The organism is Streptomyces sp. IMTB 2501, from assembly GCF_001953885.1.
Taxonomy (GTDB): Bacteria; Actinomycetota; Actinomycetes; order Streptomycetales; family Streptomycetaceae; genus Streptomyces.
In genome coordinates this window covers 26,491-37,886 of record NZ_MQUS01000038.1, presented here as the reverse complement: position 1 = coordinate 37,886, position 11,396 = coordinate 26,491, and the positions used below count along the sequence as shown (strand labels likewise).

The following is an 11,396-nucleotide window of genomic DNA, read 5'->3' as shown; positions in this document are numbered from 1 at the left end:
GCTCAGCCGGCCGCCGTGCCGGGCAGCGCAGCCGGGTGTGCGGGCGCGGATTCCATCGGGTGGCCCAACGGGGGTGCGGGCGCGGCGGGGTCGGCGAGCAGGGCCGGGATCAGTGTGTGCAGGGCGTCCACAGCCCGGCCGACGGCTGCCCGGACCGGTGCGCTGAGCCCCGGGAGGAGGTCCGCGTCGCCGACGGGCAGCACCTCGGGCTCGCAGGCCAGGACGAGGACGCGGGGCAGGGGCTCGTCGCCGAGGTGGGTGGCCAGGGCCAGCACCTTCGCCGGGTCCATGCCGTGGGCCTCGGGTACGACGGTGCCGTCCGGCGGTCCGGCCTCGATCAGGGAGAGGGTGCCTGGACGGTGGCCGCGGCGCGCGGTGTCGACCAGGACGACGGTGTCGTATCCGTCGAGCAGGTCGTAGGCGAGGTCCATGCCCCGGATGCCGTAGTCGTGCACGTGTACCACGGGCGGCAGCGGGCGCCGGTCGAGGGCACGGATCACTTCGGGGCCGAAGGCGTCGTCGGCGAGGAAGATGTTGCCGACGCCGGCCACCAGCAGACGCGGCGTCAACGGAGGTCTCCCGAGGGCGGGGTCAGGGGCCGGGGTGAACCGGACGGGGTCTTGCGGACGAAGGCGGAGCGCAGGGCGTGGTAGGGGGCCTCCGGGTCGAAGAAGAGGGTGTGCATGCGGGCCAGTTCGGCCTCGCGGTACGCGGCGAGCGGGCGTTCACCCTCGCCCGCGGCGCGGGCCGCGGACTTGGCGGCGACCCGCGCGTCCAGGAAGGGCGAGGAGGCGAGTTCGGCCGCCAGCTGCCGGACCTCGTCCGGGAAGTCGCCGGGCGCGGCCGGTACGAGCCGGTCCACGAGGCCCAGCCGCTCGGCGGACGCGGCGCTGACGGGCAGGGCCTCGGTGGTCAGCCGGTGGGCCTGCTCCGGTCCGACGCGGCGGGGCAGGGTGTACGTCCAGAACTCCGAGCCGTACAGACCCATGCGCCGGTAGTGCGGGTTGAGGACGACGCCGGTGCGGCACCACACCTCGTCGGCGGCGAGGGCGAGCATGGCGCCGCCGGCCGCCGCGTTGCCGGCCAGTGCGGACACGACCAGCCGGTCGGTGGTGCGCAGGACCGCCTCGACCAGGTCGTCCATGGCGTTGAGGTTGGCCCACGACTCCTGGGCCGGGTCGGGGGCCGCCTCGATGACGTTCAGATGGATGCCGTTGGAGAAGAAGTCGCGGTCCCCGCCGAGTACGAGGACGCGGGTGGGGTGCGAGAGCGCGTGCCGGTAGGCGGCGAGCAGCCGTTGGCACTGGTCGGTGCTCATCGCGCCGCCCGGGAAGGAGAAGCCGAGGAAGCCGACGTCACCGCGCTGCCGGTAGCGGATGTCGGTCCAGGTGCGCCGGTCGGCGGGCAGGTTCAGCGGGACGGGCGCTTCGGGGAGTTCGAGGGAGGGCTCCCAGGCGGCCAGCACGGAGGCGGCCGGCCGGCGGAAGGGTGCGGGGTCGCCGGAGTTCTTGCGGGGGCGCAGTTCCGGGATCCAGACGGCGCCGTCGCGGGTGGCCCGGCAGACGGCGCCCGCCCGCCGGGCGAGCAGTTCGCCGGGGTGGCCGCGCAGCTGGTCCTCGGGGTGACCGCCGTGCAGGAACACCTCCCGGCCGAGAACTTCGTCGCGGACGCCCGGCTGCGAGTCGGCGCCACGGAGTTTACGCAGGACCGTCTCGGTGTCGTCCCCCGCCCAGTCGATATGCCGGCGCTCCTGCCGGAAGACGTCGCGCCAGACCACGCCGATCGACTCGTCGGTCTGCGGCCGGGGCTTGTAGGAGCCTTCGGCGTAGCGCCGTACGGCGGTGCGGACGGCGGTGACGGCGGCGTCGGAGACCTCGTTGCGGTACAGGTCGCTCTTGCCGACCGGTGCCACGGGGAAAGGCTCCGCCGCCCAGATGGCGCCCGCGTCCATCGCCGCTTCCGCTTGCAGGACCGTCACGCCCCACCGGTGCGCCCGCTCGGCCACGGCCCAGTCCAGCGAGGACGGGCCGCGGTCTCCGGGCGGCCCCGGATGCACGATCAGACAGGTGTGTTCGCGCCACACGTCCTCGGGCAGGGCGGTCTTCAGCATCGGCGCGATGACCAGCTCCGGCCGCAGTTCGTGTACGGCGGCCCGGACCCGGTCGACGCCCTGCGAGGCGAGGACGACGTCCACGCGGTGGCCGAGATCCGACAGTTCGGCGTACACACGCTGGGAGAGGCTGTTGAACGCACTGGCGACGAGCAAAATGTCCATGACACGGCATCGTGGCGCCTGGCCGGGGTGGCGTGAAGCACCGCCGCGCCGAATCGTCCATCTACGCTATTCGTCGTCCGCCGCGGCACTCACCTCGACGTCGAGCACTCCCTCCTCATGGAACAGCTCCGATGCCAGCGCCGTCGGGTCCTCGGTGCCTTCGAGCCCCAGCAGTACCCGGGCCGCGTCGTCCGTGCGGCCGGGCAGCCGTTCGACCCTGACCTGCACGATCCGGAAGCCGCGCCGGGTGCACGTCTCCATCAGGCGCGGGAGCAGGGCCGCCCCGGTCCGGTAGGTCAGCCGTGCCTCGAAGCCGGTGATGGCCGTCTCGGGGATCAGCCGGGACGTGAACAGCGGATAGCCGCGCACCACGAGGAAGTGCAGGGCGGTCACCGCCAGCGCCAGGATGGGCAGCCCGCCGCCGCAGGCCATGCCGACCGCGGCCGTCAGCCAGATGGTGGCGGCGGTCGTCAGACCCCGTACGGCGTCCCGTCGTACGAAGATCAGACCGCCGCCGATGAAGCCGATGCCGGACACGATCTGCGCGGCGACCCGGGAGGGGTCGAAGGAGACGTGCTGCAGCCCGAGCACCGCCGTGAACCCGTGCTGGGACACCTCCATCATCAGCGCGCTCGCGATGCCGACCAGCGTGTGCGTGCGCAGTCCGGCGCTCTTCTGCTGAGCCGCCCGCTCCCAGCCGATCAGGCTGGACAGCAGCAGTGCCAGCCCCAGCTCGGCCAGCTGCCGCACCCCCTGGCCGTTGTGCACGTCCCACAACGGTGCCGCGAGCCCCGCTCCTGTCATGCACACCTCTCATGTCGATCCGCCCCTGTCAGGGCTATTCGATGGTCCGCTGCGCGCGCCTACCCCGCGACGGGACCGCGATTCCTCGGGTCCGGGTGGTTCAATCCGGGTGTCCCCTCCGCGTGCGGGCGCCCGCCCGGTGCAGGCGCCACAGCGACGCCCTCAACCCCCGCAGAGGTCCCCCATGGCCTTCTTCGCCCTCTCCCGGCACCAGCCACTGACCCTGCTCTCCGTCAGCGAGCTGGTCTCGGCCCACGACCGGCTGGTGAACGAGAACCAGCAGTTGCGGCGCGCCGTGTCCTCGCACGCGGTGATCGACCAGGCCATCGGAGCCCTGGTCGTCCTCGGGCGGATCGCCCCCGAGGATGCCTGGCGGGCACTGCGGGACGTCTCCCAGCGCACCAACGTCAAACTGCGGACCGTCGCCGAGCACATCCTGGACCACGCCCAGGGCGGGACGCTCCCGGAACCGCAGCGGACCGAACTGCGCAAGGCGATCGCGCGCTACCGCCGGTACGCCGACGTGGGCGAGCCCCCGACTACGGAACGGTGACGATCCGTCCGCCCCAGGGCCTGTCGTCAAACTCCCTCCCCCACTGCCTCAAGGGCGTGGGAGGTGCCTCCAGCCGCGCGACGCCATGCTCGCCGGTTCCCCGCACCTGACGCCGCGCGGCCCGCCCTTCGGGCGGACGACGGGAGTTCGGAAGCCGTCGTCACATCCTCGGGCCGGCCTCCGTCAGTACTGCGGAAGTCCGCCTGTACGGCGGAAGACCGAGTCGGCCAGGAGGTCATGCGGGTGGATGTGTACGAGGCGGTTGCGAGCCGGCGGGCGGTGCGGTCCTTCACGGACGAACCCGTCCCGCGTGCGGCGCTGGAGCGGGTTCTGGCCGCCGCCACGCGCTCCCCTTCGGCCGGCAACCTCCAGCCGTGGCACGTCTATGTACTCAGCGGCACCCCGCTGGCCGAGCTGAAGAAGCGCGCCTCCGAGCGCGCCGAGGCCGGTGATCCCGGGGACGAGCGGCACTACCGGATGTATCCGCCGGAGCCGAAGTCCCCGTACCGGCAACGGCGGTCGGCGGCGGCCACCCGGCGTTTCGCGGCGCTCGGGATCCGGCGCGAGGACACGGAGGCCCGCCGGGCCGCCGTCGCCGCGAACTGGCGGTGTTTCGGCGCCCCGTGTCTCCTGCTGTGCTACATCGACCGCGACATGGGCGCGGCGCAGTGGGCCGACCTCGGGATGTATCTCCAGACGGTGATGCTGCTGCTCCGGACCGAGGGGCTGCACAGCTGTGCGCAGATGGCGTGGTCGGTGTACCACCGCACGGTCGCGGAGGTGGTGGACCCTCCGGAGGAACTGGTCCTGTTCGCGGGTCTGTCGATCGGCTTCGAGGACCGGTCGGCGCCGTTCGCCCGCACCGACCGGGCACCGCTCGCGGAGACGGTCACGTTCCTCGGCGACAGCGTAGGCGGCGGGCCGGGGCAGCCCGCCTCGTCGTAGGCCTACGCGCCGAAACGTCGCCATCCGGGGGAAACCGTGGCCGGGCGCCTTCCGCGCGCCCCTCGCGCGACGGGCGCTTACGGTTCTCTCATGTGACCGACCGTCATCAGGGGTGACGGAGAGGAGCCGAAAGCGGTGGTGGGTGATGCGCGTCGGCGGGTGTCCGGGCCGGGCGGCGGAGGCCGCAGGGGGCGGGTGCCGGGCAGCCGGCCGGCGTACACCCTGCGGCGCGCGGCCGCCCCGCATCCCGGACCGGTGCCGGCGGCCGAGCGGGTGGTGCCCTGGCTGCGCGTCGGGGCGGCCTACGCCTGGCGGCTCATCCTCATCGGGATCGTCGTCTACGGCGTCTTCAGCGTCCTCGGCAGCTTCCAGCTCATCGCCGTCGCCCTGTTCCTCGCGCTGGTCGTCACCACCGTACTGCGGCCGCTGACGGACCTGCTCGACAGCGTTCTGCCGCGACCGCTCTCCGTCGCCGTGGCACTGGTGGGCAGCCTGCTGTTCCTGCTGGCGCTGCTCGCCCTGGTGGGCAACGCGGTGGCCGGGGAGTCGGCCCGGCTGGCGGGCGAGTTCCGCGGCGGGGTGCACCGTATCGAGGAGTGGTTGCAACGGCCGCCGTTCCGGCTGAGCCCGAGCCGGCTGACCGAGCTGGAGAACCAGGTGACACACTATCTCTCGGCGCACCGGGCCAGCCTGCTCAGCCGCGCCGTCAGCGGGCTGAGCAGGGTCGTCGAAGTGGTCACCGGAGTCGCGCTCGCGCTGTTCTCCTCGGTGTTCTTCATCCATTCCGGCGAGCGCCTGTGGGGCTGGATCCGCGACAACCTGTTGCCGAGCGGCGCCCGTCCGGCGTGGGACCGGGCGGGGCGGGCTGCGTGGCGGGCCTTCGCCGGATACACGCGCGGCATCATCATCGTGGCCGCCACCAACGCCGTGCTCGTCGGCATCGCCCTCCTCGTGCTGCGGGTGCCGCTCGCGCTGCCGCTGACGCTGCTGGAGTTCTTCGCCGCGTTCGTCCCGCTGGTGGGCTCGCCGGTCGCGCTCGGCGTCGCCACAGTCGTCGCGCTGGCCGGGCGCGGGCCGATCACGGCGTTGGCCGTACTGGCGCTGATCGTCGTGATCGGCCAGCTGGAGGGCCACGTGCTGCATCCGCTGGTGATGAGCTGGGCGGTACGGCTGCACCCGCTCGTCGTCGCCGTGTCGGTGATCGCGGGCAGCATCATCGCGGGGGTGATCGGTGCCGTGGTGGCCGTGCCGCTGGTCTCGGTCGTCTGGGCGGTGCTGCGGGCCTTGCGTGCGGTGCCGCCGTGAGGGCCGGCGGACCCGACGCCCGGCGCCATGAACTGCCGTACCGGACAAGGGATTTCATGAAGATCCGAACACGGGACCAGTTGTTCCCTGGAACAGGTGATCGTCGTTCAGAAGAGCGCCCGGGCGGGAGCGACGGAATCATACTTACGGTGTGCGAACGGCGGGCTGCAGACCGTGGTCGACGCACAGGTCCCACTCACAGTTACACCGCAAGGAGCAGCACGACCATGAACCTCGTCACCAACATCCTCGCCGGACTCATCCACTTCATCGGGTGGCTGGTCTGACGCCGCGGGGCGTGTGAAGAAGCGCGGCGCCGCCTCCTCGTCCCAGGGAGGCGGCGCCGCAGTGGTCGTCGTACCGCTCAGCGCAAGGCCGCCGCCACAAGTCCCCGGACCTCCTCCTCCCGAACGTCTCCGCCGTTCACCAGCCGGTCGAAGACCAAGCCGTCCACACAGGTCAGCAGCGTCACCGTACGGTCCGCCGCGTCGGCGACGCCCTGCCCGGCGAGGAAGTCGCAGACCAGCTGCCGCCCCAGGTTCTCGCGCGGCACCAAAATCTCGCGGAGCTCCGGATGGCGCACACTCTCGACGGCACACGCGTAGCGCGCCAACGAGCGCGTCCGGCCGTCCCCGGCGAGCCGCACACCCGCCAACTCCACGATTCCCGCGACCAGTTCACCGACCGTCCGCGGTACGGGCACTCTGACCCCGATCTCCTGCAGCTCGGCCTGGTCGCGCGCCACCAGACGCCGGACCAGAGCGGTGAGCAGGGCCTGGCGGGTGCGGAAGTAGGCCGAGGTGGTCCCGGGAGGCAGTTGCGCCGCCCGGTCCACCGCGCGATGCGTCAGCCCCCGCATTCCGGCGTCGGCGAGCACGGCGATGGCCGCGTCGGCGAGGAGAGTACGTCGATCTGTGGACACCCCCTCTTTCTACACCCCGCTTCTACATCTGTAGAGCACTCACGGTAGGGTCTTCTACATCTGTAGAAGACCGCTGCGGCTGGACTCCGGCTGCGGCTGGACCGACGAGGACCGAGGTCGAAGGGGGACCGAAATGGGCGGTACGGCGGTGGTGGTCGGGGGTGGCATCGGCGGTCTCGCGGCCGCGCTCGGGCTGCACCGGATCGGCTGGGACGTACGGGTGGTGGAGCGGGCCGGCACCCTGGCCGACGCGGGCGCGGGCATCTCGCTGCACGCCAACGGGCTGCGCGCCCTGGACGCGCTCGGGGTCGGAGCGGCGGTGCGCGCGGCGGCCCGCCCGCAGTACAGCGGTGGCACCCGCACTCCCAAGGGCGACTGGCTGAGCCGGATGGACGGCGCGGCCCTCGAACGCGCGCTGGGCACGCCGATCGTCGGCATCCGACGCGCGGTCCTGCACCGACTGCTGCGCGAGGCCCTGCCGACCGAGTGTCTGCGCATCGGCGTCACGGTGTCCGGACTGGACCGCACGGCCCCGGACCGGGTGCGGGTGCCGGTCGGGGACGAGGTGCTGGAGGCGGACCTGGTCGTCGCGGCGGACGGAGTGGGCAGCCGGCTGCGCGGCCTGCTCTTCCCCGGCCATCCCGGCCCGGTCCACTCCGGCTCTACGGTGCTGCGGGCCATCACCGAACGGCCGTTGCGGTTGCGCGGGGACTTCGAGCTGACCTGGGGCGAGGGTGCGGAGTTCGGGCACATCGCCTTCACCGATGGCCGGGCCGAGTGGCATGCGGTGCTCACCGCACCGGCCGGCGTCCGCCACGCCGACCCGCTCGACATGCTGCGCCGGCGCTTCGGCGGCTGGCACGACCCGATCCCCGAACTCCTGGACGCCACCCGGCCGGAGGCCGTGCTCCACCACGACATCCATGAACTGGTCACCCCCTTGCGGTCGTTCACGGACGGGCGGGTGGCCCTCCTCGGCGACGCGGCGCACGCCATGACCCCGAATCTCGGCCAGGGCGCCTGCCAGGCACTGGAGGACGCGGCAACGCTGGCAGCCGCGCTGGCACATGAGCCCTCGGTCGCCTCGGCACTGACCCGTTACGACGCCGAGCGCCGCCCACGCTCCCAGGCGGTCGCCCGCGCCGCACGGCAGGCGGGCCGGATGGGCCAGCAGCTCTCCCATCCGGCGGCCGTCGCTCTGCGCAACACCGCGCTGCGCCTCACCCCGTCCCGGGTGGCGATGCGAGCGATCCTGCGACATGCCGACTGGACACCGCCCAGCCTGGGTTGACCTGCCCAAGGCACCGTAACCGCACCTCTTCGTCGCGCGTGGCGCGGTGGACCCGGAAGGCACCGGCGGACTCGGCCAGGGTGACGCCGTGCGGTTCACCGCCACGGGCGGCCACCGGGTGAGCGCCACCGAACCGGCAGAGATCCTGGTGTGGGAGATCCCGTACGGGCCGGCGAGGAGACCTGCCCGGAGGAGAAGGCCCCTTCCCGGTCGTCGTGCTGATGCACGGTGGCCTCCGAGTTGCCATGTTCGACCGCCGGCAGGTCGTCCGTTTCGCGGACGACCTGGTGGCCGACATGCGGTGTGGAACAGAGGTTGGTCGTCGTCGGTCATTCGGCGGTGCGGCCACCTTGCGACCGGGGCGAGGCGATCGGTGCTGTCTCGTCGGCCGGGTGCGATCCGGTCGCCGCGGACACCGCCGAGCCGGGCTCCGCGTTCGCGTGCTGCCGGGCGGCCCGGCTGCCGCAAAGGCCCCCCGCTGAACCGCCGTCCACCGACGTGCTCGTACTGGTGCTCCACGGAGCCGACGATGAACGCGTGGCACCCTCCTGCAGCCGGGCGTACGCCCGGGCCTCGGCGGCGCGAGGCGGGGACGCGCGCCAGGTCGGGTGCGCGCGACGCATCACTTCGATGTGCTGGACCGCATGAGCCGGATGTGGCGCATGGCCTGCGACTGGCTCCGGGATCTGCTCGTCCGACGGGCTCACGGGTGGGTGTGCGGCGTCTCGGGGCGCTGCCACCGAGCGGCTGAATCGGCGGGCCGAACGGTGTGTCCGGGCAGTCGGAGCGGTCGGCTCGGAGCAGGGTGGTCGGGGTGTCGCCGTCGAGGAGGAATCGTGAAGCGTCGTGTCGTCGCCGCCTTGGCCGTTGCCCTCGCCGGGCTGTTGCTGTCCGCGGTACCGGCCGCGTGCCGGGACGGCCATGGCGCCATGGGGAGCGACGACTGGAACATCCCGCTCACCAACGTCGGCTTGCTGTAGCGGGGTGACAACTGCTCAGCCCGCGCTGCGCATCGCCTCGCCCCGCCCCGCGTTCCCCCTGAGCAGCAGCCGTCCGCTCGTCCCGGCCGCCAGCAGTCCGGCCACCATGGCGATCAGGCCCAGGCCAGGTCCAGAGGCCCAGTGGACGTGGGAGGCGCGGACGGCCAGGACGACCGTCAGGGCAAGGGCCGTGCCGGGCAGGGACAGCAGGGCGGCGCGAGTACGGTCCAAGTCGTCTTCCGCGAGGGATCCGAGGACGCCCACGCCGAGGGCCAGCGCCCAGACGCCGAGCGCCTGAGCGTCCACGCGGTTGGTGTGCCAGGGCACGAACTCGGCCCAGAAGCCGGGCCGTACCAGCAGTCCCGTGCCGATGCCCAGCCAGGAGGAACCGAGCACGGCGAGCAGCGGCTTGGCCCAGGGCGGCAGGGGCGTGGTGCGCTCTGCGGGCGGTCCGGACCTGGTGAACGCCTGTACCGTGAGGCAGATCGCCACCGCCACGCACAGCATGCCCAGGGTGAACAGCCAGCCGAGGCTGAACAGCACGGAGACGATCGGGCCGCCGCGGGCGATGTACAGCCGGCTCGCGTTGAGCAGACTGACCGCGAAGAGACCGGTCAGGACCACGGCGACCGGCAGGACGAGGGTGCGCACTTCCTGCCAGGTCCTGGCGCGGCCGAGGGAGAACAGCGCCGGCGCGGTGCCCAGCATCGCGGCGCCGAGCAGTCCGGGGCTGAGCGGATCCGGTGACGGCCAGGCCCCGAGGACGTGTCCGGTCAGGGCGACGACCGTGAGGACAGCGCCGACAAGCAGATTGATCACCGCGACCGCGACGGCCAGCAGCGCCACTCCGGGCGAGAGCGGACGGCCGGGCGGGGGCGGGGTGCGGGGCTGTCGTACCGCGGAAGTCCCGGATGCCGCAGACGTTCCAGATGGCGCAGAGGTCGCAGACGCCGTGTCCGGTGCGGCCGGGTCGGTCGGTTGGGTCATGGCTGGGGTTCCGTTCCGGGGAGGCGACGGGCGGGTCGGCGCGGGCCCTGGTGCCAGGGGCAGTCCCGTGATCGGGGAGAGCGGAGTGCGGGCGCCGCGCAGGTGTGTAAGGGACCAGCCCCGAGGCGGGGTTACGGCACCGCGGCGGTCGTCCGGGGCGTGGACAGTGGGGCCGCCGGCAGGGAGCGTCGGCGTACCTCGCGGGCGTACATCAGCCGCAGGCTCACCGCGAGCGTGGCGCCGAAGGAGGTGATCCCGCAGCCGATGGCGACGCCGGCGGTGAGCGCGGTGAACCGGCCGAGCCCCACGCTGTGCTGGAAGACGGCGACCGCGCCGGCCGAGAGCGCTGGTGCCAGGCAGAGGCCGATGAGGTGGATCCGCCATTCCTCCCGCGCCCAGAACCGGCCCGCCCGGGCGGCTCGCCGGGCACCTCTCGCCATCACCGCGTATGCCACGGCGTAGGGCAGGAGATAGGCGGCCAGCAGGCGGTTCCCGGCCGTGCCGTACGCGGTGAGGGCAGGCACGATCCAGACCAGGGCGGCCGCTCCGGCCAGGTGGGCCGCGGCGGTCACGGGCAGCGGGGCCCAGGACCGGCCGAGACCCTCGACGGTGTCCCGGGGATCCCTGGCGCGGGAGGCGAGCAGGGCGCCGAACACGACGAGGGAGCCCAGATGCATGATCGCCACCCGGTTGATCTCCGTCATCGGCAGGCCGGGCAGCATCGCTGGCAGGGCACCCCACTCCAGCCGCAGCAGCGGCGCGGTCAGCAGGTATCCGTAGCACAGCAGCATCCAGCGCTGGTGCAGGTCGGGGAAGCCGCCGACGGCGGCGAGGATGCCGAAGGTGACGCTGAGGACGGTACCGACGAGGATCGTGGCGAGGACGATCCAGAAGGCCGCCCCGCTGAACGCGTCCCGTGGCGCGGTGCGGGCGAGATAGAGACCGGCGCCCGCCATCGAGGCGTACACGGTGACGGCGAACAGGACGCCCAGCGCGCGGTGCGGGCGTCGGCGCCGCCGCGTGGCCGTCAGCAGCTGCGCGGGGCCGAGCAGCATGAGCAGTCCGCCGAGTACGGAGTGCGCGATCATCGGGATCAGGCTGTGCCGGTACGGGGCGACCCTGGTCGCCAGTGCGTCGGCGACGTACCGGGGTGAGACCGTGTGGGCCAGCAGCCACGTCCCGGGCGACGGGGCGCCGGGCCGGGCGTAGGACCACAGTTCGGTCATCGCGATGGGCGCGTACCAGAGGCACACGGCCGTGACGCTCACCGCGGCGGCACGGCGCCAGGTGCTGCTCGTCCATGGACGCATGGCGCCCCCCGTCTCTCACCGGCT

General features: G+C 72.9%; 11 protein-coding genes. 5 read left to right on the top strand and 6 right to left on the bottom strand.

Going from position 1 to position 11,396, the window contains the following annotated elements; all coding sequences use genetic code 11:
• Positions 1–2: 2 nt before the first annotated feature.
• From AV521_RS40180 to AV521_RS40170, 3 genes are all read right to left on the bottom strand, one after another.
• The gene (locus tag AV521_RS40180) at positions 3–569 is read right to left on the bottom strand and encodes a hydrogenase maturation protease (RefSeq protein ID WP_076096135.1); all 567 of its coding nucleotides are present in this window, start codon (positions 567–569) and stop codon (positions 3–5) included.
• Positions 566–2,275 carry a hydrogenase maturation protein gene (locus AV521_RS40175; protein WP_076096132.1) on the bottom strand — a complete coding sequence of 570 codons (1,710 nt, stop codon included), beginning with the start codon at positions 2,273–2,275 and terminating at the stop codon, positions 566–568. Before AV521_RS40175 ends, AV521_RS40180 begins: the two co-directional genes overlap by 4 nt.
• Positions 2,276–2,341: 66 nt before the next feature.
• The gene (locus AV521_RS40170; protein WP_076096130.1) at positions 2,342–3,079 is read right to left on the bottom strand and encodes an MgtC/SapB family protein; all 738 of its coding nucleotides are present in this window, start codon (positions 3,077–3,079) and stop codon (positions 2,342–2,344) included.
• Positions 3,080–3,263: 184 nt separating this feature from the next.
• Between AV521_RS40170 and AV521_RS40165 the strand changes: the two genes are divergently transcribed.
• The 3 genes from AV521_RS40165 (at position 3,264) to AV521_RS40155 (ending at position 5,882) form a co-directional block, all read left to right on the top strand.
• A complete protein-coding gene (locus tag AV521_RS40165; protein ID WP_076096128.1) occupies positions 3,264–3,632 on the top strand; it encodes an ANTAR domain-containing protein in 369 nt (122 codons plus the stop codon).
• A gap of 243 nt (positions 3,633–3,875) precedes the next feature.
• Entirely contained in the window at positions 3,876–4,577 is a 702-nt protein-coding gene (locus AV521_RS40160) for a nitroreductase (protein WP_076096210.1), read from the top strand.
• A 138-nt stretch (positions 4,578–4,715) separates the two neighbouring features.
• Positions 4,716–5,882: an AI-2E family transporter gene (locus AV521_RS40155; RefSeq protein ID WP_371917103.1), complete on the top strand. Its 1,167-nt coding sequence runs from the start codon at positions 4,716–4,718 to the stop codon at positions 5,880–5,882.
• 364 nt (positions 5,883–6,246) lie between these two features.
• Here the strand turns inward: AV521_RS40155 and AV521_RS40150 are convergent, their stop codons facing one another.
• Positions 6,247–6,804 (bottom strand): TetR/AcrR family transcriptional regulator, encoded by a 558-nt coding sequence (locus tag AV521_RS40150; RefSeq protein WP_076096124.1) that lies wholly within the window; start codon positions 6,802–6,804, stop codon positions 6,247–6,249.
• 133 nt (positions 6,805–6,937) lie between these two features.
• Between AV521_RS40150 and AV521_RS40145 the strand changes: the two genes are divergently transcribed.
• Entirely contained in the window at positions 6,938–8,095 is a 1,158-nt protein-coding gene (locus tag AV521_RS40145) for an FAD-dependent monooxygenase (RefSeq protein ID WP_076096121.1), read from the top strand.
• Positions 8,096–8,931: 836 nt separating this feature from the next.
• Complete coding sequence (locus tag AV521_RS49780; RefSeq protein ID WP_179023748.1) at positions 8,932–9,075, top strand: hypothetical protein; 144 nt, start codon at positions 8,932–8,934, stop codon at positions 9,073–9,075.
• A gap of 15 nt (positions 9,076–9,090) precedes the next feature.
• Here AV521_RS49780 and AV521_RS40135 read toward each other — a convergent pair whose 3' ends face one another.
• Complete coding sequence (locus AV521_RS40135) at positions 9,091–10,062, bottom strand: hypothetical protein (protein ID WP_143658733.1); 972 nt, start codon at positions 10,060–10,062, stop codon at positions 9,091–9,093.
• Positions 10,063–10,193: 131 nt separating this feature from the next.
• The gene (locus AV521_RS40130) at positions 10,194–11,372 is read right to left on the bottom strand and encodes a DUF2306 domain-containing protein (protein ID WP_076096115.1); all 1,179 of its coding nucleotides are present in this window, start codon (positions 11,370–11,372) and stop codon (positions 10,194–10,196) included.
• Between the last annotated feature and the right edge of the window lie 24 nt (positions 11,373–11,396).